This is a genomic window from Bradyrhizobium sp. KBS0727, assembly GCF_005937885.2.
GTDB lineage: Bacteria > Pseudomonadota > Alphaproteobacteria > Rhizobiales > Xanthobacteraceae > Bradyrhizobium.
In genome coordinates this window covers 491,319-513,772 of sequence record NZ_CP042176.1, presented here as the reverse complement: position 1 = coordinate 513,772, position 22,454 = coordinate 491,319, and the positions used below count along the sequence as shown (strand labels likewise).

Here is a 22,454-nt window from a genome sequence, read left to right as displayed (position 1 = left end):
TTTCCCGCCCTCTTGGCTTGCCGATTTATACCTCCTAGGATGCCAGGATCGGGATCGCGAGCTGGTTCAGCATGAACGATGACGCGGTGGACAAAGGCGAAGCGCAGGCCGCCCCGACCGAGCGATCCTCCGTTCGTGGCGCCGCCGTCGGCCTCGTACGCCAAGAGACCGTCGTGTTGTTGGTCGACCTCGTGGAATCGGTCAGGCTGATGCAGGAGCACGAAGCCTCCAGCGTGCGCCGATGGGCAGACTTTGCCCGTATCGTTACGACCGAGATCCTGCCGCGCCGTCGCGGCGTCCTGGTGAAGAGCCTGGGCGACGGCCTGATGGCTCGCTTCGAGGCGGTGCCCGACGCCGTCGATGCCGCCGCCGACATGCACCGGACACTTGACGCGCACAACGCGGGCCTCCCCGAAGATCAGCATTTCCAGTTGCGCGCCGGCATCAACGCCGCGATGGCATGGAGCGACGGCCTCGATATCTACGGGACCGGCGTAAATCTCGCAGCGCGGTTGGCCACGCTGGCCGGACCGGGCGAGACGATTGCGAGCGCGTCGGCCCATGAGCAGCTGGCAGCCGCCCTGGCCAGCCTGGCCAATCCCGGCGAGACCATCGGCAGTGCCGCGGCGCGCGACGAGCTTACGCACGGCGTCGATGCGTCGTGCGAGGATCTGGGCGATTGCATTCTCAAGCATTTTGACAAGCCGGTTCGGGCGTACCGGGTCGGCCCGGCCAGCCCGCATCCAGGCCTCACCGGGCGGCGCGACTATGGAACGGCCATGCAGCCGACCATCGCCGTGATCCCTTTCTCCGCGAGGAACGACACCCCGGCGCTTTTCGATGTCGGCAACTTGATTGCCGACAGCGTGATCTGGCGACTGTCGAAGGCGGCAGACCTGAAAGTGATTTCGCGCCTGTCGACAGCGGTGTTCCGCGGCCGTGCGAACGACGTCGGAGAGGTGTCGGCGCATCTTGGCGCCACCTATGTCCTCAGTGGCGCGTATGTTGCGAATGCAGGCCAGATCATGGTGACCGCCGAACTCTCCGAAGCGCGCACCAACCGGGTCGTCTGGACCGACCGGTTGAACGGCGAAATCGGCGATCTCTTGAGGCCGGAAAGCGAACTGGCGGATCGTATCGCCCAGGCGGTGCATTTCGCCGTATTCGACGCCGAGGTCGAGCATATTCTGACCCAACCGCTGCCGACTCTCGAGAGCTACTCGCTGCTGCTTGGCAGCATCAAGTTGATGCACCGCTCCAACAAGGATGAATTCCTCCAGACCCGCAAGATCCTTGACGAACTGATCAACCGGCATGGCCGGGTCGCAGCCCCGCGCGCCTGGCTCGGCAATTGGTACATTCTGCAGGTGACGCGCGGCTGGTCGGAGGACCGCAAGCGCGAGGCGACCGAGGCCTTGAGCACCACCCACGCCGCCCTCGACCGGGATCCGTCCGACGCGCTCGCGCTGGCCACCGAAGGGTTCGTCTATTGTCACCTGTTGAAGGACCTGGACACCGCGCGCAAGCGCTGCAACGACGCCGTGAATGCCAACCCCAGCCACGCCCTCGGCTGGCTCTATCTCGGCACGGTCAGCGCGTTCATGGGAGAAGGAAAGGCGGCAGTGGACGCGACACGCCGCGCGATGGAGCTCTCTCCACTCGATCCGCAGCGCTATTATTTCGAGTCCCTCGGCGCGACGGCTGAGCTTTCCGCGCAACAATACGAGAATGCCGAAAGGCTTGCGCGCGCGTCGCTGGTGCTGCACCGCATGCACCCTTCGACCTGGCGGGCCCTGACGATCTCGCTCGTCGCACAGGGTCGAATGGATGAGGCGCGCGAGACGCTCGCCAGGGTGCGGCAGCTCGAGCCGCAACTGACCGTGGAGAGATATCTTGCGCGCATGCCGAATGCGGAGCTTGAAACCGGGCGGCAGTGGGCGTGCTGTCTGGCAATGGCAGGTTTGCCATCGGGAAATGGCACCTCGAGCCGGCATTGATCTCGGAAAAATGTCCGGCTCGTGTGAACGAGTACACATTTGGGGCGATCACAACCGGGCAAATTGCCCGCAATGACAGGATTACCATCGGGAAGCTGACTTAACTCACAGGGAGGCCGAGATGAGCCAACTGGGCGGAGCAGGCGGAGCGGGCGGCGCAGGTGGAGCGGGAGGCGCCGGCGGCGCGGGCGGAGCCGGTGGAGTTGGCGGAGCAGCCGGCGTCGGCGGAGCCGGCGGCTCAATCTTCGGCACGATGGCCGATGCCTATGCCAATCCGGTCATGGTGGAAGCGCTCATTCTCGGGCGCGAAGGGACCACTGTTCCTGATACGGACACCTACGCGCCGGCATTGCCGGGCATCGATCATGCGATCCAGATGGAGCGTTGGGAGCCGTGGGTTCGCGCCTTCCTGGCGGTCGGCGAAATGATGCACGGGATCAATCTTGACAAATCGCTGTCGGGCAAGGGATTCCGGGTCCGTTCGTCCGCATCCCTCATCGCGGAAATCGGACGTCCGAAGCATGCGACGTTCGCGAAACAGATTCCGCTGGTCCTCAGCTGGGCTGAACTGCGTGATGAACGCGCCACGGAAGTCCTGGCGCAGATCGATCCCCAGTATGCTTTCTGGTCCTCGATCCCTTACTTGCATCCCGACCGGACCAGGCGAACGCTCGAACTGATCAACATCACGCTGCAGTTCTGCGTGTATGTTGAAATGCGGTTCAAGCACGCGCTGGCTTGCTGGCGTCCGGTCGAATACAACGCCCAGGTGCAACCGATGATCACAACCCCGGGGCACGGAACGTTTCCGATGGGACACGCGACGCAGGCCTATGCGGTCGCGCACGTGTTGAAGTCGCTGCTCTATCTCGATGCGAAAAACAACGCTGGACAACCAAAATACCCAACGGTGATCGACCAGTTCGAGCGACAGGCGGCGCGGATCACGACCAACCGCGTCATTGCGGGAGTGCATTTCCCGGTCGATAGCATGGCAGGACGCATGCTGGGTGTTGCCTTGGGTGAATACGTCGTCGGGCGTTGCACGGGCGGCAAGAAATTCAAGGGGCGAAAGTTCCTCGCCGCGGGAATCGACGCCGCACCCGCGACGGACTTCAATCCGTTCGACACGGTCACCCAGTCACTCAGCGGCGGGCCGTTCTATTCCCAATCCACCGGCGCGACTATCACGCCGTCGCCTTTGCTGAAGTATTTCTGGCTCAAGGCGCGAGAGGAGTGGGCCGGTAAATTCCTGTAGGCAAAGCAGCGTCCTGCAACCCGAAGCAGAGGCCATCCCATGCCCAAACGCGACCGCTACCCGCAGTGCTTTGGTCCGTATCTCCGCTACGCGATCTCGACGAACTTCAAGAACATCGAGTATTTCGACGGGAAATCCCTGCTGTTCTTCCTCGTGGCGCTCAAGAAGGCCGGACAGGCCAACGAATTCGTCCGGAACATGAGGAAAGCCGGCAGTCGTGTCGAGCTCGGCCCGACCGAAAAAAATGCCAGCTATGTCACGATGCGTAGCCTCGCCCACGCGGTGCGCGACTCCGGCGCACGCCGTGTCTGGGATCATTATGTTTCCAGGGTCGAGCTGTCGCTTCCGTTGAAGGTGACGATCAAACGGAACCTCGTCGTCCAGAGGACGGTTAACCAGCGCTGGGCGGACGGCAAGTATCCGCCCGGGGCGCTCCTGATCGGCGTGCTGGACGACGGCTGCCCATTTGCGGCCGCGCAATTTCTCGGGAGCCAGGCGGGTACGGCCAGCACGCGGGTGCGGGCCATCTGGGACCAGGACACGGGCAAGCAACCGGTCCCGGTCATTGGTAGCGGCAACCCGCCACGCCTGTTCGGGGAGGTACCGTCGGACTTCAACTACGGCCTCGAATTCCGGCGCGATTTCGCCGTGCCGTCACAACAAATGGGATTGGATGAATGGATCGGACGGCATTTGACGCCGACAGGCAGCATCGACGAGGATGGCTGTTACGCGGATGCCGGCTTCACCAACCTCGCGCTCCGGAAGTTACACGGTGCGCATGTGATGGACGTGTTCGCGGGGCGCGTCCCGACTTCGTCACGCATCGGTCCCATGCATCCTGGCCAGGACCGCCGCGATCCGCCGAGCTGGCTGCCGGGCACCGACCCTGCTTGCAAGGTCGACCTGGTGTTCGTGCAATTCTCCCAGAGCTGCATCCGCGATGCGACCGGCGTGTGGCTCAAGGCGTATGTTCACGACGCCGTCCAGTACATCCTGTCACATGCCGACCCGATCAAAACCAAGAACGTCGTGATCAACCTCAGCTACGGGCCGACGACCGGACCGCACGATGGCCTAGCCGATCTGGAGACGGACCTGACGGCGTTTGTCGAGGAATTCAACGGGACCCCGGGGAAACCCAAGCTTGAAATCGTTCTGGCAGCGGGCAATTCCTATCTAACCGACGGTCACATCCAATTCCCCCAGGGCAAGAGCCCACCCGACCACGTCGAATGGACCTGGCGCCTTCCTCCCGACAATACCGTGCTGTGCTTCGCCGAAATATGGATGAAAAGCTCGGATGCCGGCGGTGTCGACGTAACGCTCACTTCGCCCAGTGGCGTTACGTTTACACCGGCCATGGCAACCACGCCATCGTCGCCCGCCGGCGTGGACGGCCCGCTCGTACAGGGCAGCGACGCGATGTGGCGGCTTCAGGTCGAACCCACCGTCGCCGCCTCCGGGGTTGTGGCCGAACATGGCGACTACACGATCAAGGTCACCGGCATTCCCAAAAATGCAGAGCTCCACGCCTATGTGGCGCGCACCGATCCGAACCTTGGCGTGTACACGGGCGCCCAGCGTTCGCATTTCGTCGACCCCAATTGGGAACGAACCCGCTCGGCGTCGGCCGGTTGCACCTACGTCGATGGAGAGTTCGACAATACCGGGTCGCTGACCCAACGCGGCGGCACCCTCAACGGGATTGCTACCGCCGAGGACCCCAGCGTGCACGTAGCCGGCGGCTACTTCGTTATCAATGGACGCAAGTCGCCGTATTCGTCGGCCGGCCCGGCGCGCAGCGGTCCTCTCACACTTCGTCGCGGTCCCGACTTCGTGCTGCCCGGCGACGAGACTTTCGCTCTCCAGGGCATCCGTGCCGGAGGCACAAGGAGCGGCAGCGTGTTTCGCCTGGTAGGCACCAGCACCGCGGCGCCGCAACTGGCGCGCGAGGTCGCCAGAGGGCCGCTTCCGGCCGCAACCCGTGTCCCGACGACACCTGCGGGAATTGCCGAACGGGGCGGCGGCGATCTCGAACCGCCGTAGCCGAGCGCGTATTCCCAGAGCGGGATGACTTTTCTTCGAATCGTCATCCCGCTCTATCCTTCTGTTGGAGCATGGTCTCCGGACAAACGCTTCGCGTTTGTCCGGAGGGAAAACCGGTACCCACTTTTCCGGATCATGCTCTAATCGATCACCTCGTCCGCGGTCGCCAGCAGCGTCCGCGAGATTTCGATGCCGAGCGCCTTTGTGGTCTTCCGGTTGAAATTCCCGTCGTCTCATTCGATCGCCAGCGGCCAGACTGCCGCTCCGCTGAGAAGCCGACAAATTCCCGCCGCCTCATTCGATCACCTCGTCGGCGAGCGAGAGCAATGTCGGCGGCACGGCAATACCAAGGCCCTGCGCGGTCTTCAGATTGATCGCGAAGACAAACTTGCTCGCCTGCACGACCGGAAGATCGGCCGGCCTGGCGCCACCCAAAATCTTCGCGGCATAGCTTCCTGCCTTGCGAAAATCGTCCAGCAGGTCAGCCGAATAGCACATCAAAAGGCCCGCACGCGCCCATTCCGGGTAGACGCCGACGGTCGGCTTTTTCGATGCGGCAACGAGCGGCATCACGCGCGCCTGATTGTTGAACAGCAGCGGCTCTCCTGAAATGTAGAACGCATTCACGCCGTCCCGCAGCCCCGACGCAAAGGCTGCTTCCAGATCGTCGAGCGTCTGGATGACGTAGTGCACGAACTCAAAGCCGAGTTCACCAGCCGCTTTCTTCAGTGCATTTTTTTCTGCGACGACCAATCCGTTCTGGTCGGTGCCGATCATCCCGAGCCGCCTCAGACCGGGGAAGAGTTGTTTGAAAAGGCCAATTCGCTTTTCGGTGAGCGACTGCTCGCCGCCAACCGCGTTCATAACGTTTCCTGTCGCCATCCCACCGGGCCGCACATAGCTTTCGACGAAGCCGGCCTTGATGGGATCGGCGGCATAGGAGGTGAAAACGAGCGGCACGTCCGGCAGAACTTCATGGACCACGGTTGCGGCGCGGGCCGAGGCCACGATGACGCGCGGCTTCAGCGCGCCCAATTCCCTGGCGAGCGACGGCAGCCGATCGAAGTCGCCGTTGGCGAAGCGCAGCTCAAAGGAATAGTTCCGGCCCTCGACAAAGCCTTCCTGCTGCATGCCGAGACGGATCGCGTCCATCCTGAGCCTGGCAAACTCCGCCGGTCCCGGTGTCAGGACGGCCACCAGCGGCAGGCCGGCATTGGTCTGGGCCAACGCGGACCGAGGCAAGCCGGTTGCGGCGACCCCGCCGAGAAACCCGATGAACTCCCGCCGCTTCATTCGATCACCTCGTCGGCACGGGTGATCAACGCCGGCGGAAGATTGACGCCGAGCGTCTTGGCGGCCTTCATGTTGATGATCAGCTGGAATTTGCTGGGCTGGTAGAATGGAACGTCGCCAGCCTTGGCGCCGCCGAGAATCTGATGCACGTCATTCGCCATGCGTTAGGCGAGTTCGCCGAGATCCGGTGCGAAGGCGATCAATCCGCCCTGTTCGGCATAATCGCGATACGGATAGATCACGGGCATCCGGTACTTCGCAGCCAGTTCGACAACGGCTGCCCGCTGCGCCAGGAAGCTGCCGCCTTCGTCGATCATGACAGCGTCCACTTTTTGCTCCGCCATTTCGGCGAAGGCGCGCTGCAAGTGCTCCCCGTCCACCACCACAAGCTTGGTTCCGGTCACGGCGAGTCCGAGGTGCCGCCCCGCCTCTGCGACCGACTTTCCGGTCCCGTCATCCCAGGCTCCGGAGAGCAGATGGACGACCTTTGTCGCCGCCGGCATCGCCTCCTTGAGAATCTCCAGCCGCTTCGCCTGGATTTCAATCCCGGCGTTGATGCTGACACCGGTCAGGTTGCCGCCGGGACGCGCCAGATTGGTAACGAACCCTCCGGCGATCGGATCGCCCATGATCGCGACGATCGGGATCGTGGCGGTGGCCGCCACAAAGGCGGCAACGAGATCGTTGAGGTTCGAGACGATGACGTCAGGCTTGCTGCCCACGACCTCGGCCGCGAGCGGCGCAAACAGCTCGGAGCGGCCTTCGGCGGAATAGCGTTCGATGACGAGATTGCTCCCCTCGACATCACCGAGCGCGCGCAGCGTTTCGTGGAACCGCCGTATCCAGAACGGTCCGGTGGTCTCGGTCAGCTTGTTGGCGGGGATACCGGAATGGACGAGCGCGATGCGATGCGGATTCCTCAGTGCTTGCGCATACGATGCAAGCGGCCAAGCGGTTGCGGCGCCGCCGATCAGCCCGATGAACTCCCGCCGCCTCATTCGATCACCTGGTCGGCGCGCGCCAGCACCGTCGGTGCGATCTCGAGGCCGATCGCCTTGGCCATATTGAGATTGATCACCAGCTCGAACTTGGTCGGCTGCTCGACCGGAAGATCGGCTGGCTTGGCGCCACGCAGAATCTTGTCGACGAATTCCGCCGCGCGCCTGAACAGATCGATGGTATCGGGGCCGTAGGAGATCATGCCGCCGGCATCGATATTGTCGCGCGAAGAGTGCATCGTCGGCAGCCGCGCCGCCTGCGCCAGCCCGTTGATCCGCACATTGTTGGTGTTGACCAGGGGATCGATGCAGACATAGAGCGCGTCCGCCTTGCCCGCCAGGGCTTCGATCGCCGGCTGGACATCGTCGCTCTTGCGGATTTCCGCGCGCACGGTCTGGAAGCCCATGCTCTGCGCAGTCTTCTCCGCCATTTCGAGTTCGGGCCGGGTCAGCGGATTGCCGGCATTGAACAGGATCGCCAGCCGCCGGCCGGCGACGATCTCGCGCAGCAACTCCAGCCGCTTGCCGGTGGAGTCGGTCAATTGCCGCGACAGGCCGGTGACGTTGCCGCCGGGGCGCGACAGGCTGTCGACCAGGCCGTTGCCGACGGGATCGGCGGCCGCGGCGATCACGATCGGGATTGCCGACGTGGCGTTCTTGGCCGCTTTGACCTGCGCATCGCCACTGACCACGATCACGGAGACGCCCCGCTGCACATATCCGGCCGCGATCTCGCCGGCGCGCGCCACGACGCCATCGGCCCAGAGGAATTCGATCTTCAGATTGCGGTCCTGGACCCAGCCGAGTTCGCCAAGCCGTTCCAGTAACGCCGCGCGACGGGTGCGATCGGCGTCCGCCGTGCTGGGGCCGATGAAACCGATGGTCGGTAATTTCGCGCTCGGCTGTTGTGCCCCCACGGCCGTCGGCCATGTGGCCGCCGCCATGCCGATCAGCCGGACGAATTCCCGACGCCTCATTAGGTCCCCTTCCGGCCCCACTTTCGCGGATCGAAGCTATATCACGGCGGCGGGCGCTAATATCGCCCAAAGCCGCAAAAAGGCCCGAAAATTAAGGCTTTTCGCCGAAGTTGCGGGCCTTGAGGGTTGCCGCTTGGGCTGCCGTGGCTTACTTAAGGCCCAGCACAGCACCCCAAGCCTGAAGTGACGTTTTAACGCGCTTTCGAGACGCGAAACGCTGCCCTTTTCGCCCGAAAACGCTATGGTGACCCATGAAATTCCTCGATGAAGCCAAGGTCTATATCCGCTCCGGCGACGGCGGAAACGGCTGCGTGGCGTTCCGCCGCGAGAAATTCATCGAGTTCGGCGGTCCGTCCGGCGGCAATGGCGGCCGCGGCGGCGATGTCGTCATCGAAGTGGTCGACGGGCTCAACACACTGATCGACTACCGCTATCAGCAGCACTTCAAGGCGCAGAAGGGCGTCAATGGCATGGGCAGTGACCGCCATGGGGCCAACGGCAAATCGATCGTGCTGAAAGTGCCGGTCGGCACGCAGATCATCGACGAGGATCGCGAAACGCTGATCCACGACTTCACCACGCTCGGCGAAAAATTCGTGCTGGCCAAAGGCGGCAATGGCGGCTTCGGCAACGCGCATTTCAAGTCCTCCACCAACCGCGCGCCGCGCAATGCCAATCCCGGCCAGGAAGGCGAAGAGCGCTGGATCTGGCTGCGGCTGAAACTGATCGCCGATGCCGGCCTGGTCGGCCTGCCCAATGCCGGCAAGTCGACCTTCCTCTCCGTCGTCAGCGCGGCCAAGCCGAAGATCGCCGACTATCCCTTCACCACGCTGCACCCGCAGCTCGGTGTCGTGAACGCGCAGGGCCGCGAATTCGTGCTCGCCGATATTCCCGGCCTGATCGAGGGTGCGCATGAAGGCGCCGGCCTCGGCGACCGGTTCCTGGGCCATGTCGAGCGTTGCCGGGTGCTGCTGCACCTGATCGACGCCACCTGCGAACATGCCGGCAAAGCCTACAAGACGGTTCGCACCGAACTCGATGCCTATGAAGGCGATCTCGCCAACAAGATCGAGATCGTGGCGTTGAACAAGATCGACGCGGTGACGCCGGACGAACTGAAGAAGCAGAAAGACCGGCTGAAGCGCGCCGCGAAGAAAACGCCGCTGCTGGTCTCGGCCGCGACCGGCGAAGGCGTGCCCGAAGCGCTGAAGGCGCTGGTCGAGGTGATCGGCGAAGCGCCGGTGTCGCTGAAGGCCAAGGGCGGAGCGCAGCAGGCCGAGCCGTGGGCGCCGGCGAACCCGCAAGGGTGATACAAGGGTGACGTCAGGCTGACGCCAGCCGCGACTTCCCTGCCCGCGCCACTTCCAAATCAGGAAACCGGCGCGTATTGCTTCCCGACACTCCGCTTCGTCAGACCAAGCCCATGAAACGCCCCGCGCTCAAGAATTTTCGCCGCATCGTCGTCAAGGTCGGCTCCTCGCTGCTGATCGATTCCAGCGCGGGCGAAGTCCGCGCGGCGTGGCTGGCGGCGCTGGCGGCCGATATCGCCAAGCTGCATGGCAAGGGATGCGACGTTCTGGTGGTCTCGTCGGGCTCGATCGCGCTCGGCCGCAGCCGCCTGAAACTGCCGCGCGGCCCCCTGAAGCTCGAGGAGAGCCAGGGCGCCGCCGCGGTCGGGCAGATCGCGCTGGCACGGATCTGGTCGGAGGTGCTCGGCGCGCACGGCATCGGCGCCGGACAGATTCTGGTGACCTTGCAGGACACCGAGGAGCGCCGCCGTTATCTCAACGCACGCTCGACCATTGCCAAGCTCTTGGAATGGCGCGCGGTGCCGGTCATCAACGAGAACGACACCGTCGCCACCAACGAAATCCGCTACGGCGACAATGACCGCCTCGCCGCGCGCGTCGCCACCATGGCGAGCGCGGATTTGCTGATCCTGTTGTCCGACATCGACGGTCTCTACGACGCGCCGCCCGGCGCCAATCCGAACGCCAAACTGATTCCGATCGTGGAGTCGGTCACGTCAGAGATCGAAGCGATGGCGGGGGCGGCCGAATCCGAACTGTCGCGCGGCGGCATGTATACCAAGATCGAAGCCGCCAAGATCGCGACCACCGCGGGCACGCATATGCTGATCGCATCCGGCAAGATCGAGCATCCGCTGCAGGCGATTGCGGACGGCGGCCGCTGCACCTGGTTCCTGACCCCCGCGAATCCCGTCACCGCGCGAAAACGCTGGATCGCAGGCTCGCTGGAGCCGAAGGGCACGCTGACCATCGACGCCGGCGCGGTCGCCGCGCTTCGCGCCGGCAAGAGCCTGCTGCCGGCCGGCGTGATCCGGATCGACGGCCAGTTCGCCCGCGGCGACGCCGTGGTGGTGCGCGGCCCCGACACCCATGAAATCGGCCGCGGCCTGATCGCCTATGACGCCGAGGACGCCGAAAAGATCAAAGGCCGCTCGTCGCCTGATGTGATGACCATTCTGGGCATCAGCGGCCGCGCCGAGATGATCCATCGCGACGATCTGGTGGTGGGCGGGCCGCGGCATACCGATTCCGCGTAAGCCTCACGCGATGTCGTCGGCATCAATGTCTTGCAGACCGCTCATCACACGGACGACTTCGATAACGTCGGGCAACGGCACGTAGAAGATGATGTAATTGCCGACCGGAAAACTGCGCAAATCACTGCGCAGTTCAGGCCGCTTACGGCCGCCAAGTGAATCTACGGCGTGAACTCGTAAACTTAGAGCGAACGGGGACGTCCGCTTTCGTGCGCATAACGGACTCAAGTCGGACATGGTCCCATGTCCGAAAAGTGCGCCAATTTCGGAAGTGAACGCATGTCATGGTGAGCCCGACTTCCCCGGACATGCGCGTCACCTACCTCGATGCAACCGAGGATCCCGGACCGTCCAAGAGTACAAGATCATGTCCGCCCCCGGAATCGTTATATCAACGGTGAACTGGCTTATACTGGGAGCGTCAGCGACACTGTCCAACCAAGACTGGACATGACGCGTGAATTCAGTTCAAACGCGAAGGAGGGTCCGATGAAATCGCATTTGCTGCTCACGGCGAGCGGTCCGTTGCTCATTCTCACGTCGCACGAGTCCTTACGCGATCCGAATCTCCTCGAGAAACTCAAGCACAAAGGGATTGGCAAGTTCGTCGCATTTGAGGTTCCAGTGTCGCTCGCTAGGGAGCGCTACGGCGGGCATTTTCAAGCGGTCGAGAGCGATCTGCACGAGACCGATGATTTGAGAGTGCTCGACTTCAACGGCCAGCGGGTTTTTCAGCTCTTTCGTTTCGATGAACTCGGTGCACCGATCCTTCGAGAACAGCCGTGATCTGGTTTTGTCCCTAAAGGCATGATCCGAAAGCATCCTGTTCAAGCAATCGCAAGAATCGGGTGTCGCGAGCCCCGGGATTTGGTCGCGCTAGGCGAGACAGCTCGTCTAGGGGAATGACTGCATTGGGTCATTCTCGACCGAAACCGGCTGTCTGCGCCATGTCCGGTCTACCCACGTTAGCGACCTGATAGCGGACGTCGCTAGAGGTCCGGTTGATGCCAGGAAGAGCTAGCTTGCGCCCGAGCCGGGTGCCGGTGCAGGACTCAGCGGCGCGCCCCCTACCGAAAAGGGGCCGACAGGCTTGGGAAGCGGAGAAATAGTTGGAGGAAGAACTGGAGGGAGTAGTTTTCGCGACGCCTGGATGACCCGCGCGCGAGGATTTGGACGTGGGATGCTCGAAGTCGTCGACAGTGGGATGCTGGAAGTCGTCAGCGGCGGCGTCACCTGATTCTGCAGGGAGCTCACCTGCGCCGTCAGCAAGGCGAGTTGACGGGTTATTCTTTTCAAATCCGCCTGTTGGGCTGCGGAACTCTGCGTGAGCGACATGAACATATCGGCGTTTTGCTCCTGCGACGTCTGAATGTCCCGCAGTCCCGCCCTGACAACTGGATCCGGTACGAGGACTGGAGCCGGGTTAGGCGGAGGAGGTGCAGCGACGCGATTGAAATTCCGCGGGGAGAAGCGGCTGAAGTCCGGCAAGGAGAACCGATCGACCCTCGGCAAAGAGACCTGATTGAAATCCGGCAGAGAGAAGCCACCGAAACTCGGTAAGGAATTGGCGGTGGCGGCGCCAAGGACGGCCAGGGCAGCCAGGGACACCGCTATCACCGGCACCCGGCTTGAGGCCACCTGCGGTGCCGCCTCGGGCTGCTGGCCCCCTTGCGTTTTCCTGTCCGGTGCCTCGGTCACCTGCGTTCCCTACGTCTCAGCCTAGTCGCCAGATTCTTCCCATCGCCAGTCAGCAAAAACAAAAGAGTCATCGCGATGACAGACCGGCAATGGCTCGCGCGCGCTTGCCCACCCGAATTCGGCTCAAATCATGGGCTCGTATGGTTAATGATCGGTTATTCCAGAGACCCGCCGACCTCAGTGCCCGTCCGAGCTAGGTCCGTTGATACCCTTGATAGCAGACATCGCGGAGCGGCCGGACTAGTCCGTTTTATGCCCAAACTCAGAACGCGCGGTCGGCTCGTGTCATTTCCGCTTTGCCCCCGTGAACGGATGCTGGTCCGTGCGGTCGGGATATCGATCACTCGTCGGCGCGATTGAGCAGAAGATCGCCCCCCAAACCCAATCAGCAGCATGGTGACGAAGGTTTGCCACCATGCTGCTGTCGTCTACTTAGGGCAGCACGTTCGTGAAGCCTCCGCCAACACCGACACCGATGTTGTTGGAGACGCCGCTGCTTACTGCCGCCCCGTTACCGATGGAGGCAGCTCCGCTCACGGCGCTGCTTTGACCCGCAGACGCCCCGAGGCCGGTCGAGATGCTCCCGGCCGGGGAGGCCGCCGCGAAACCAGCACCGATGTTGGTGGTGGTCCCGTTGGCGAGCGAACCCGCCGCCGCCGTGCCCGTCGAGGCCGCGCCTGTCCCGGTCTGGACGTGACCGAGGTTGAGGCCTCCCCCGATGGCGAACGTCGAGGCCGCGTCAGCCGGCACAATGCTTCCCACCAATGCGATGAACGCAACACTCATCAACAGCTTCTTCATTGTGACTTTCCCTTCTTTTCGGTTTCCGCCACGGCGGGTGCCGGGGCGGGTTGGATTGCTGCCATGGTCGTCAGTCCACCACGCACCGGCGCTTTCTTCTTCGTCGGAGACGCGTGGTGCTCGACGTGGGCCCAGACACGGCAGCGTTGGCCGGGCTCGTCGTAGTCGTTGCAAAGACGGATCTTGCCGGTGTCGCCCTCGACCAACTGGATCGGGCCGCCCGTGTAGGGCTGCTCGTCCGGGGCTGTCGTTACCGCCGATGCGTAGGCAAGCGGAGCGGGAGCGGAGATGGGACGCACGGAAGCCTGCGGCAGATAGATCGCGCAAACGTCCGGCATCGCGCGGTAGATGTCGCTGTTAAGGCAAAGCCGCGCTACCGCGGCCTTCTTCAGGCCAAAACTCCACAGCGTCCGCGCATCGAGCCGCGCCGCGCAGCTGGCATCAGGGATCGAAGAGCCGAAACTAAATCCGGTCCCGATAAAGGCGCCGCCGCCGGAAACCGACCCGAGGCACGTTTCGAGCCCGGCCGCGGCCAAGCCTGGTGCGAAAACGCTCGGTACGTTCCTGACCGTCTGATCGGCCGGCACGGTGCTGCTACTGATGATCTTCGCCGAACCGCCCTGCCCCGAGATCGCCTGCGAGCTCGAAGTCGATCTGGCAATGCCGACGCCCGACCCTGTCGATGATTGAGCCCATGCTGGGCCGCTTGCCACCGTCATAACGATGGCAGCCAACAAAAGAGGCTTCATGTGTGATTCTTTCTACCGCGCCGGTAGAATGAAAATTTACAACACACGTCGACCCGCCGATTGATTCAATTTATCTTAAATTTTCGTATCTTTCATCCGCAGATCCGTTTCGTGGTTAACAGGCGCGGCGAGCCGCGGCATTGCGGAGCAATGCCGGGGCATTGCGGGGCCGGCTGCAAGTCCAATCGATGCAGCGCTGACCTTCCTCGAACTGGATTTCGGGTGAACTGTCTTCGTCGGTGGTGAGATAGATCGCCGCATCACCGTTGCGTCGGTCGACAAACGAAAGCGGCGGAAGCATGCCGAGATACCGGCATCGCGCACGCGGGGTCGACGGGCGGCTCTCAAGCCCGCATCATCCGAGTGATATCTTCGCCAGTGTAGGAATCGATCACGACGAAATTTATCTTCCGTTCAACCCATCGGCGCAATCCGTCGAAACCATGGTCGTCGAGATTCTGATCAATGATGAGTCCTCGCAGCAGGTCGTTAGAGCGATGAAATTTGATCTTGATCGGCTTGCCGCCCCACCAGATAGCTTCCGCTTCCCGCACGCCGGGCGCCTAAGCTACAATTCAGCAAATCCAGGGACCGAGAAAAGCGGCCCAGCCGCCGTCACCCCCGCACCGCCCGGCTGCCATGCCGGTTCCAGACCTCGCCAAGGCTCCGATTTCCATGCTAGAACATGGCCTTAACGAAAACCCGAGACCTCCGATGACCGCGCCGCTGAAGGCAATCGACGGCAACGCCGATCTGCCTGTCTTGATGACCGAACTCGCTGCCCGTGCCCGCGCCGCCGCGCGGGTGCTGGCGCTTGCCTCGCCCGAACAGAAGAACAGGGCGCTTGAGGCGATGGAGCGCGCCATCCGCACCAGCGCGCCGGCCATTCTCGCCGCCAATGCCGAGGATGTCGCTGAGGTTCGCGCCGGCGGCGCGACGTCCGCCTTCATCGACCGCCTGACGCTGACGCCGGCGCGCATCGACGCGATGGCCGATGGCGTCGCCACCATACGCGGGATCGCCGATCCGATCGGCACCGTCACCGAAAGCTGGCAGCGCCCGAACGGCATGACCATCGAACGCGTGCGGGTGCCGCTCGGCGTCATCGCCGTCATTTTCGAAAGCCGCCCCAACGTCGCCGCCGACGCCGGCGTGCTGTGCCTGAAATCCGGCAACGCCGTGATCCTGCGCGGCGGCTCCGACAGCTTCCGCTCCTGCCGCGCCATCCATGACTGCCTGGTGCAGGGTCTGCGCGAGGCGGGTCTGCCGGAAGCTGCCATCACGCTGGTGCCGACGCGCGATCGCGCGGCGGTCGGCCTCTTGCTGACCGGACTGAACGGCGGCATCGACGTGATCGTGCCGCGCGGCGGCAAGAGCCTCGTCGCGCGCGTCGAGGCCGAAGCCCGCGTGCCGGTGTTCGCGCATCTCGAAGGCGTCAACCACGTCTATGTCGATCGCTCCGCCAATCTCGAAATGGCGAAGAAGATCGTGCTCAACGCCAAGATGCGCCGTCCGGGCGTCTGCGGCGCCGCCGAGACCTTGCTGGTCGATCGGGCCGGTGCTGCGGCAAGCCTGAAGCCGCTGGTTGAAATGCTGATCGATGCGGGCTGCGAAGTGCGCGGTGACGCGGCCGTGCAGCACGCCGATAGCAGGGTAAAGCCCGCCTCCGACGAGGACTGGGACACCGAATATGAGGACGCGATCATCGCAGCCCGCGTCGTCAACGGGCTCGATGAAGCGATCGCGCATATTCACGATCACGGCTCGCACCACACCGATGCGATCGTGACCGAAGACGCAGCTGCCGCGCAGAGATTCCTCAACGAGGTCGATTCCGCGATCGTGCTGCACAACGCCTCGACGCAGTTCGCCGATGGCGGCGAGTTCGGCTTCGGCGCCGAGATCGGCATTGCCACCGGCAAGTTCCACGCCCGCGGCCCGGTCGGCGCCGAGCAACTGACCAGCTTCAAGTATCGCGTTCACGGCACCGGGCAGACGCGACCGTGAACGCACCTACTTTTTCCGGCGAACGCACGCGGTGGCCGCGTTGAAGCCAGCTTCGGTCGCGTCGCAATCCGTCTCGCAGGCAATCCCGCTCTACAGCAATGGCATGCGGATCGGGCTGCTCGGCGGTTCCTTCAATCCACCGCACGAGGCGCACCGCGCCATCAGCCTGTTCGCGATCAAGCGACTGAAGCTCGACCGCGTCTGGTGGCTGGTGACCCCCGGCAATCCGCTCAAGTCCGGGGACGCGCTGAACGATCTCGATGCGCGGATGGATGCCGCGCGCCAAATGGCCGACGATCCGCGAATCGACATCAGTTGTCTCGAAGCTGTCATCGGCGTCCGTTACACTGTCGACACCATTTCTTACCTGCGCCGCCGTGCTTCCGGCCTGCGCTTCGTCTGGATCATGGGCGCTGACAACCTTGCGCAGTTCCATCGCTGGCAGAACTGGCGGCGCATTGCCTCCGAGGTTCCGATCGCCGTGATCGACCGTCCGCCCCAGAGTTTCCGGGCGCTCGCAGCACCCGCCGCACAGGCGCTGGCGCGCTATCGGCTGCCTGAGAATCAGGCGACCCGGCTAGCAGATCAGCAGGCCCCCGCCTGGGCTTTCCTCACCGGCATGAAATCGAGCCTGTCGTCGACCGGACTGCGAAACCCGGACGGAAGCTGGAAGGCAAAGAAGTGACAGTCGGGTCACAACCGGCAGGTGGGGTTCACTGGAATATTGAAACCATTAACCCCACATGTCTAATATAGCCCGTGGACGTCAGGATTCGGCGTCCGCGATACAGTGAAAGGAATGGTCCCTGGCCACATCTGTATTGTCCAAGTCTGTTTTACCCAAGGTTTCCAAGGCTACCAAGTCAGCTGCCAAAACCCCGCGTAAAACATCGACAAAAGCTGCGGCCTTGAAGGCGCAACCCGACGCCGACAAGACGCTGAATATGATCCTCTCCCGCCTCGACGATATGAAGGCGGAAGAAACGGTCACCATCGACCTTCGCGGCAAATCTGCATATTCCGACTACATGATCGTCACCACGGGACGGGTCAACCGCCACGTCGGCGCGATCGCGGAAAATGTCACCAAGGCGCTGAAGGAAACCGGCATCAAGAGCATTCATGTCGAGGGCATGCCCAACTGCGACTGGGTGCTGATCGATTCCGGCGATGTGATCGTGCACGTGTTCAGGCCCGAGGTGCGCGAGTTCTACAATCTGGAAAGGTTGTGGACGCAAAGCCCGGCGGCAGCGAAGGCGATCTGAGTTCCTGCGCCGATGCGAATCGGCGGGAGCGCATGTAGTTTGCATGCGCGCGGCATAACGCGCGCGTGCCGGAGCATTCTCTCATGCGCCGGATCTTCTGATGCGTCTTGTCGTGGTTGCAATCGGCCGGCTGAAGCAGGGCCCGGAGCGGGAACTGGCCGAGCGCTATCGCGAGCGCTTCGACGATATCGGCCGCAAGCTCGGCTTTCGCGGCCTCGAGATTCACGAGATCCCGGAAAGCCGCGCCCGCGATGCGGCGACCCGAGTAGCCGAGGAAGCGGCGGCGATTTCGGCCGCGATCCCCGAAAAGTCCGTACTGGTGGCGCTCGACGAGCGCGGCAAGAGCGTCGACAGTGCAAGCTTCGCCCAGCAACTCGGCCGCTGGCGCGACGATCAGGTCGCCAGCACTATTTTCACGATCGGGGGTGCGGACGGACTTTCGCCCGATTTGCAGCGCAAGGCAAAGTTGCGCATTGCGTTCGGCTCGGCGACCTGGCCGCATCAAATGGTTCGCGTCATGCTTCTGGAACAGATTTACCGCGCCGCGACCATTTTGGCCGGCCATCCCTATCATCGCGTCTGAAGGCACGGTGGCATGAATACAGAAAGCGCTGATTAGGCCCGAATGCACTCTCCGCCGAACATTCACCCGCGCCCGGATGCCGCCCGCCACAGGCGGGCTTTGGCGCTGCCGGCGGGGCGTTCCCTGGTGTTGTTGTCCGCGGGCCTCTTGAGCCTGACAAGCGCGGCCCTCGCGCCGGCCGCGGCGCAAGTGGCGGCGCCCGCGCCGCAGGCGGCGGCCGTCTCACCCGACATCATCAAGCAGCGCGAGCAGGAACTGCAAGCCGCCCGCGAACAGCAGCGGAAAGCCGCCGAGCTGCAGGAAAAACTGAAAGCCGATATCGCGGCAATCGGACAGGATCGTTCAAAACTCAACCAGCAACTGATCGACATCGCAGCAGGGGTGCGCGGCGTCGAGACCCGCATCGCCGACGCCGAGGCGCGGCTGCGCCCGCTCGACGCCCGCGAGCAGCAGATACGGGCGTCGCTCGATTCACGCCGCTCCGAAATCGTCGAGGTGCTGGCAGCGTTGCAGCGTGCCGGCCGGCGCACGCCGCCGGCATTGCTGGTTCGGCCCGAGGACGCACTGCAATCGCTGCGCACCGCGATGCTGCTCGGCGCGGTCGTGCCCGAACTGCGCGGACGCGCGGAAAAACTCTCCAGCGATCTCGGCGAACTGGTCGCGCTGCGCAAGACCATTGCGACCGAGCGTGACGCGCTGGCGCGCGACCGCGACAAGTCGAAGGACGATCAGGTGCGGCTGGCCGCACTGGTCGACGAACGGCAACGCAAGCAGAGCGCGATCGAAAAGGACATGGAAGCCGAAGGCGCGCGCGCCATCACGCTGTCCAAACAAGTCGACAGTCTGCAGGGCCTGATCGCCAAGATGGAGCAGGACCTCAAGAGCGCGGCCAAAGCGGCCGCAACGGCCAGTCTGCAGGGGGCGCCTGCGACCCCGAACGGCAAGCCCAATCTGGGTGCGCTAAAGGATCCCGCGCGGCTCAGCCCGGCGATCGCCTTTGCCTCCGCCAAGGGGTTGCTCGCATTTCCGGTCAACGGCTCCAAGATTCGCGATTTTGGCGGTTCCGATGGTGCGGGTGGCGTCGAAAAAGGCATTTCTTTGGCAACCCGGACCGGCGCGCAGGTCACAACCCCGTGTGACGGTTGGGTTGTTTACGCCGGACCCTTCCGCAGCTACGGACAACTCTTGATCCTGAATGCCGGGGGCGGGTATCATGTGCTGATCGCCGGGATGGAGCGCATTTCGGTAAACATCGGCCAGTTTGTACTTACGGGGGAGCCGGTCGCGACCATGGGGTCGACATCCCTGGTTGCATCCATTCTCGCAACGACCGCGAGTCAGCCCGTGCTCTATGTCGAGTTCCGTAAGGACGGCACTCCAATCGATCCAGGCCCATGGTGGGCCGCAAATGAAGGCGAAAAGGTTCGCGGATGATGCGCAAGACTTCTGTAATTCTCCTCAGCGCCGCCGCCGGCGCGGCTTTGACGCTCTTCATCACGCAGCCTCGCGCCGTGCTGATGGGATCGAGCGCGCGTGCCGCGACCTCGGACACCTATCGCCAGCTCAATCTGTTCGGCGACGTCTTCGAGCGCGTGCGCAGCGACTATGTCGAGAAGCCCGACGACTCGAAGCTGGTCGAGTCCGCGATCTCCGGGATGCTGGCCGGCCTCGATCCGCATTCCAGCTACATGGACGCCAAGAGTTTTCGCGACATGCAGGTGCAGACCCGCGGTGAGTTCGGCGGGCTCGGCATCGAGGTCACGATGGAAGACGGCCTGATCAAGGTGGTCTCGCCGATCGACGACACGCCCGCCTCCAAGGCCGGCATCATGGCCAACGACATCATCACCAATCTCGACGACGAAGCCGTGCAGGGTCTCACCCTCAACCAGGCGGTCGAGAAAATGCGCGGCCCGGTCAACACCAAGATCCGCCTCAAGATCATCCGCAAGGGTCAGGACAATCCGATCGAAGTCACGCTGGTGCGCGACAATATCCGCGTCCGCTCGGTCCGCGCCCGCGTCGAGGGCGACGACATCGCCTATATCCGCGTCACCACCTTCAACGAGCAGACCACCGAAGGCCTGAAGCGCGAGATCGGCAATCTGTCGAACCAGATCGGCGACAAGCTCAAGGGCTACATCATCGATCTCCGCAACAACCCGGGCGGGCTGCTCGAGGAAGCGGTCACCGTTTCCGACGCCTTCCTGGATCGCGGCGAGATCGTCTCGACCCGTGGCCGCAACGCCGAGGAAACCCAGCGCCGCGCCGCCCATCCGGGCGACCTGACCAAGGGCAAGCCGGTGATCGTGCTGATCAACGGCGGCTCGGCTTCGGCATCCGAAATCGTCGCCGGCGCGCTGCAGGACCACAAGCGCGCGACGCTGGTCGGCACCCGCTCGTTCGGCAAGGGTTCGGTGCAGACCATCATCCCGCTCGGCAGCGGCAACGGCGCGCTCCGTCTGACCACCGCGCGCTACTACACGCCGTCCGGCAAGTCGATCCAGGCCAAGGGTATCGTGCCCGATATCGAGGTGCTGCAGGATGTGCCGGACGAGCTGAAGTCGCGCACCGACACCAAGGGTGAGGCCTCGCTGCGCGGCCATTTGAAGAATGACGGCGACGAGAAGACCGGCTCGCAATCCTACGTGCCGCCGGACGCCAAGGACGACAAGGCGCTGAAGACTGCCGCCGACCTGCTGCACGGCATCAAGTCCACCGCCGCGGTCCCCGCGCCGGCCACCGGCGACAAGGCCTCGGCCGACAAGCCGGCCAATAAGGCAGCGAACTGATCCTGCCAAGTCCGGCATCAGTCCGATATCAGTGAAAAGGGCGGCCTTCGGGCCGCCCTTTTTGTTGGCGGGTTCCGGCTTTCCGGAAACGCCGGACCGATCGCTTTTTGGGCGCGGCGCGGGCGCTCGATCTGAGCCCATCGTGGTATCGTCGTTCGGATTGATTCGGAGCGGTTTCGAATTGATTCGGGGAGGTTCATGACGGAGACGGCCGACGAACTGAGCACGCCGCTCGGACAGAAACCGGAGCGCCATAAGCGCCGGTTTCGGCTGCCGTTCTCGGCAATGCAGGCACTCGCAGTGCTGCTCGGCCTGTTCCTGGTCGCCTTCGTTACAACAGCGCTTTTCACCGACAATCCGCTGGGCGGCGAGCCGGTCGCCCATATCGCCCTGCGCAAGCCCGAGGCAACTACAACGGCGGCGGACGAGAAGCCCGCCACGGCGACCGCCAGCCATCAGGCCGAACCGGCGGCGAAGGTCGAATCCAGGCCCGCCGCCGCCGGCGAGAACAAGACCGTCACGATCATCGACGGCTCCAGCGGCAAGCGCCAGGATGTCGTGATTGGCGGTGATGCGGCCGGCAAGACCGACACCGAGGCCGCGCCTGCCGCCGTCATGGCCGGCATCGATCCGCGGCTGCTGGAGAAAACACGCTACGGCATGATCCCCGTCGTCGCCGACGGCCTGAAGCCGTTCACCGTCTATGCGGCCGACACCGACCGCGCCAAGGCGGCCAAGATGCCGGTGGTCGCCATCGTCGTCGGCGGCCTCGGCGTTGGCGCCGCCAAGACGGCCGACGCCATCATGAAGCTGCCGCCGGCCGTGACGCTGGCGTTCACGCCTTACGGGGCCGACCCCACCAAGCTCGCCGAACGGGCCCGCGCCCAGCGCCACGAGATCCTGCTACAGGTCCCGATGGAGCCGTTCGACTATCCCGACAACGACCCCGGCCCGCAGACCCTGCTGACGAGCCTGCCGCCGGAGCAGAATATTGACCGCCTGTACTGGCACCTGAGCCGGTTCCAGGGCTATGCGGGGATCGCCAATTTCATGGGCGCGCGCTTCCTGGCAACCGACGCCGTGATGCAGCCGATCATGCGCGAGGCCGCCAAACGCGGCCTTGGCTACCTCGACGACGGTTCCACGCCGCGCAGCGTCGCATCGTCACTGGCGGCGGGTCAGGCGATGCCGTTCGCCAAGGCCGATTTCACCATCGACGCGGTGCCGACCTCGGCCGAAATCGACCGCACCCTGATCAAGCTCGAAACGCTCGCCAAGGAACGCGGGCTCGCCGTCGGCGTGGCCTCGGCCCTGCCGATTTCGATCGAGCGGATTGCCGCCTGGATCAAGACTCTCGATAGCCGTGGCATCATGCTTGTGCCATTGACAACGGCGATGCTGAAATCAAAATCAGGCTAGAG

The 22,454-nt window shown here is 63.7% G+C and carries 20 protein-coding genes and 1 pseudogene; 13 read left to right on the top strand and 8 right to left on the bottom strand.

Translation table 11 applies throughout. The annotated features are described in order from the left end of the window. Nucleotides 1–71 precede the first annotated feature (71 nt). The 3 genes from FFI89_RS02420 (at nucleotide 72) to FFI89_RS02410 (ending at nucleotide 5,304) form a co-directional block, all read left to right on the top strand. Entirely contained in the window at nucleotides 72–1,997 is a 1,926-nt protein-coding gene (locus FFI89_RS02420; RefSeq protein ID WP_138832565.1) for an adenylate/guanylate cyclase domain-containing protein, read from the top strand. Between the two features lie 121 nt (nucleotides 1,998–2,118). Next, nucleotides 2,119–3,255, top strand: coding sequence for a phosphatase PAP2 family protein (locus tag FFI89_RS02415; protein ID WP_138832563.1), 1,137 nt, complete (start codon nucleotides 2,119–2,121; stop codon nucleotides 3,253–3,255). 39 nt (nucleotides 3,256–3,294) lie between these two features. Further along, nucleotides 3,295–5,304 (top strand): hypothetical protein, encoded by a 2,010-nt coding sequence (locus FFI89_RS02410; RefSeq protein WP_138832561.1) that lies wholly within the window; start codon nucleotides 3,295–3,297, stop codon nucleotides 5,302–5,304. A gap of 294 nt (nucleotides 5,305–5,598) precedes the next feature. Here the strand turns inward: FFI89_RS02410 and FFI89_RS02405 are convergent, their stop codons facing one another. The 3 genes and pseudogenes from FFI89_RS02405 to FFI89_RS02390 all read right to left on the bottom strand — a co-directional run bounded on the left by FFI89_RS02405 (nucleotide 5,599) and on the right by FFI89_RS02390 (nucleotide 8,572). Beyond that, nucleotides 5,599–6,597, bottom strand: a complete 999-nt coding sequence (locus FFI89_RS02405) for an ABC transporter substrate-binding protein (RefSeq protein ID WP_138832559.1) — start codon at nucleotides 6,595–6,597, stop codon at nucleotides 5,599–5,601. Further along, a pseudogene (locus FFI89_RS02395) lies at nucleotides 6,594–7,595 on the bottom strand (ABC transporter substrate-binding protein). The gene FFI89_RS02405 and the pseudogene FFI89_RS02395 overlap by 4 nt, the downstream one beginning before the upstream one ends. After that, on the bottom strand, nucleotides 7,592–8,572 hold the full coding sequence (locus FFI89_RS02390; protein ID WP_138832554.1) for an ABC transporter substrate-binding protein: 981 nt from the start codon (nucleotides 8,570–8,572) through the stop codon (nucleotides 7,592–7,594). Before FFI89_RS02390 ends, FFI89_RS02395 begins: the two are co-directional and overlap by 4 nt. A gap of 251 nt (nucleotides 8,573–8,823) precedes the next feature. Between FFI89_RS02390 and obgE the strand changes: the two genes are divergently transcribed. Then, nucleotides 8,824–9,882 (top strand): GTPase ObgE, encoded by a 1,059-nt coding sequence (obgE, locus tag FFI89_RS02385; RefSeq protein WP_138832552.1) that lies wholly within the window; start codon nucleotides 8,824–8,826, stop codon nucleotides 9,880–9,882. Between the two features lie 113 nt (nucleotides 9,883–9,995). Beyond that, nucleotides 9,996–11,138, top strand: a complete 1,143-nt coding sequence (gene proB / locus FFI89_RS02380; protein ID WP_138832550.1) for a glutamate 5-kinase — start codon at nucleotides 9,996–9,998, stop codon at nucleotides 11,136–11,138. Nucleotides 11,139–11,141: 3 nt separating this feature from the next. Here the strand turns inward: proB and FFI89_RS02375 are convergent, their stop codons facing one another. Further along, the gene (locus FFI89_RS02375) at nucleotides 11,142–11,375 is read right to left on the bottom strand and encodes a type II toxin-antitoxin system RelE/ParE family toxin (protein ID WP_138832548.1); all 234 of its coding nucleotides are present in this window, start codon (nucleotides 11,373–11,375) and stop codon (nucleotides 11,142–11,144) included. 252 nt (nucleotides 11,376–11,627) lie between these two features. On the opposite strand from FFI89_RS02375, the gene FFI89_RS02370 reads away from it, so the two are divergent. Beyond that, on the top strand, nucleotides 11,628–11,924 hold the full coding sequence (locus tag FFI89_RS02370) for a cytosolic protein (protein WP_138832546.1): 297 nt from the start codon (nucleotides 11,628–11,630) through the stop codon (nucleotides 11,922–11,924). 231 nt (nucleotides 11,925–12,155) lie between these two features. Here the strand turns inward: FFI89_RS02370 and FFI89_RS02365 are convergent, their stop codons facing one another. The 4 genes from FFI89_RS02365 to FFI89_RS02350 all read right to left on the bottom strand — a co-directional run bounded on the left by FFI89_RS02365 (nucleotide 12,156) and on the right by FFI89_RS02350 (nucleotide 14,940). After that, the gene (locus tag FFI89_RS02365) at nucleotides 12,156–12,836 is read right to left on the bottom strand and encodes a hypothetical protein (RefSeq protein ID WP_138832544.1); all 681 of its coding nucleotides are present in this window, start codon (nucleotides 12,834–12,836) and stop codon (nucleotides 12,156–12,158) included. 432 nt (nucleotides 12,837–13,268) lie between these two features. Then, entirely contained in the window at nucleotides 13,269–13,637 is a 369-nt protein-coding gene (locus FFI89_RS02360; RefSeq protein WP_138832542.1) for a hypothetical protein, read from the bottom strand. Then, on the bottom strand, nucleotides 13,634–14,374 hold the full coding sequence (locus FFI89_RS02355) for a hypothetical protein (protein ID WP_138832540.1): 741 nt from the start codon (nucleotides 14,372–14,374) through the stop codon (nucleotides 13,634–13,636). The genes FFI89_RS02360 and FFI89_RS02355 overlap by 4 nt, the downstream gene beginning before the upstream one ends. A 356-nt stretch (nucleotides 14,375–14,730) precedes the next feature. Then, the gene (locus FFI89_RS02350; protein WP_138832538.1) at nucleotides 14,731–14,940 is read right to left on the bottom strand and encodes a hypothetical protein; all 210 of its coding nucleotides are present in this window, start codon (nucleotides 14,938–14,940) and stop codon (nucleotides 14,731–14,733) included. A 160-nt stretch (nucleotides 14,941–15,100) separates the two neighbouring features. On the opposite strand from FFI89_RS02350, the gene FFI89_RS02345 reads away from it, so the two are divergent. The 7 genes from FFI89_RS02345 (at nucleotide 15,101) to FFI89_RS02315 (ending at nucleotide 22,452) form a co-directional block, all read left to right on the top strand. Further along, nucleotides 15,101–16,393, top strand: a complete 1,293-nt coding sequence (locus FFI89_RS02345) for a glutamate-5-semialdehyde dehydrogenase (RefSeq protein WP_138832536.1) — start codon at nucleotides 15,101–15,103, stop codon at nucleotides 16,391–16,393. 103 nt (nucleotides 16,394–16,496) lie between these two features. Then, nucleotides 16,497–17,078, top strand: coding sequence for a nicotinate-nucleotide adenylyltransferase (locus tag FFI89_RS02340; protein WP_246669574.1), 582 nt, complete (start codon nucleotides 16,497–16,499; stop codon nucleotides 17,076–17,078). Between the two features lie 223 nt (nucleotides 17,079–17,301). Beyond that, nucleotides 17,302–17,658 (top strand): ribosome silencing factor, encoded by a 357-nt coding sequence (gene rsfS, locus FFI89_RS02335; protein WP_138832532.1) that lies wholly within the window; start codon nucleotides 17,302–17,304, stop codon nucleotides 17,656–17,658. 100 nt (nucleotides 17,659–17,758) lie between these two features. Next, nucleotides 17,759–18,241 (top strand): 23S rRNA (pseudouridine(1915)-N(3))-methyltransferase RlmH, encoded by a 483-nt coding sequence (rlmH, locus tag FFI89_RS02330; RefSeq protein ID WP_138832530.1) that lies wholly within the window; start codon nucleotides 17,759–17,761, stop codon nucleotides 18,239–18,241. A gap of 42 nt (nucleotides 18,242–18,283) precedes the next feature. After that, nucleotides 18,284–19,675, top strand: a complete 1,392-nt coding sequence (locus tag FFI89_RS02325; RefSeq protein WP_138832528.1) for a murein hydrolase activator EnvC — start codon at nucleotides 18,284–18,286, stop codon at nucleotides 19,673–19,675. Next, on the top strand, nucleotides 19,672–21,033 hold the full coding sequence (locus FFI89_RS02320) for a S41 family peptidase (RefSeq protein ID WP_138832526.1): 1,362 nt from the start codon (nucleotides 19,672–19,674) through the stop codon (nucleotides 21,031–21,033). Before FFI89_RS02325 ends, FFI89_RS02320 begins: the two co-directional genes overlap by 4 nt. A 198-nt stretch (nucleotides 21,034–21,231) precedes the next feature. After that, nucleotides 21,232–22,452 carry a divergent polysaccharide deacetylase family protein gene (locus tag FFI89_RS02315; RefSeq protein WP_138832524.1) on the top strand — a complete coding sequence of 407 codons (1,221 nt, stop codon included), beginning with the start codon at nucleotides 21,232–21,234 and terminating at the stop codon, nucleotides 22,450–22,452. Nucleotides 22,453–22,454 lie beyond the last annotated feature (2 nt).

What these genes read in the sequence shown, in the direction of transcription:
- FFI89_RS02420 (WP_138832565.1), top strand. Translation starts at nt 72, where the DNA reads ATGAACGATGACGCGGTGGACAAAGGCGAAGCGCAGGCCGCCCCGACC.
- FFI89_RS02415 (WP_138832563.1), top strand. Translation starts at nt 2,119, where the DNA reads ATGAGCCAACTGGGCGGAGCAGGCGGAGCGGGCGGCGCAGGTGGAGCG.
- FFI89_RS02410 (WP_138832561.1), top strand. Translation starts at nt 3,295, where the DNA reads ATGCCCAAACGCGACCGCTACCCGCAGTGCTTTGGTCCGTATCTCCGC.
- FFI89_RS02405 (WP_138832559.1), bottom strand. Translation starts at nt 6,597, where the DNA reads ATGAAGCGGCGGGAGTTCATCGGGTTTCTCGGCGGGGTCGCCGCAACC.
- FFI89_RS02390 (WP_138832554.1), bottom strand. Translation starts at nt 8,572, where the DNA reads ATGAGGCGTCGGGAATTCGTCCGGCTGATCGGCATGGCGGCGGCCACA.
- obgE (WP_138832552.1), top strand. Translation starts at nt 8,824, where the DNA reads ATGAAATTCCTCGATGAAGCCAAGGTCTATATCCGCTCCGGCGACGGC.
- proB (WP_138832550.1), top strand. Translation starts at nt 9,996, where the DNA reads ATGAAACGCCCCGCGCTCAAGAATTTTCGCCGCATCGTCGTCAAGGTC.
- FFI89_RS02375 (WP_138832548.1), bottom strand. Translation starts at nt 11,375, where the DNA reads ATGTCCGACTTGAGTCCGTTATGCGCACGAAAGCGGACGTCCCCGTTC.
- FFI89_RS02370 (WP_138832546.1), top strand. Translation starts at nt 11,628, where the DNA reads ATGAAATCGCATTTGCTGCTCACGGCGAGCGGTCCGTTGCTCATTCTC.
- FFI89_RS02360 (WP_138832542.1), bottom strand. Translation starts at nt 13,637, where the DNA reads ATGAAGAAGCTGTTGATGAGTGTTGCGTTCATCGCATTGGTGGGAAGC.
- FFI89_RS02345 (WP_138832536.1), top strand. Translation starts at nt 15,101, where the DNA reads ATGACCGCGCCGCTGAAGGCAATCGACGGCAACGCCGATCTGCCTGTC.
- FFI89_RS02340 (WP_246669574.1), top strand. Translation starts at nt 16,497, where the DNA reads ATGCGGATCGGGCTGCTCGGCGGTTCCTTCAATCCACCGCACGAGGCG.
- rlmH (WP_138832530.1), top strand. Translation starts at nt 17,759, where the DNA reads ATGCGTCTTGTCGTGGTTGCAATCGGCCGGCTGAAGCAGGGCCCGGAG.
- FFI89_RS02325 (WP_138832528.1), top strand. Translation starts at nt 18,284, where the DNA reads ATGCACTCTCCGCCGAACATTCACCCGCGCCCGGATGCCGCCCGCCAC.
- FFI89_RS02320 (WP_138832526.1), top strand. Translation starts at nt 19,672, where the DNA reads ATGATGCGCAAGACTTCTGTAATTCTCCTCAGCGCCGCCGCCGGCGCG.
- FFI89_RS02315 (WP_138832524.1), top strand. Translation starts at nt 21,232, where the DNA reads ATGACGGAGACGGCCGACGAACTGAGCACGCCGCTCGGACAGAAACCG.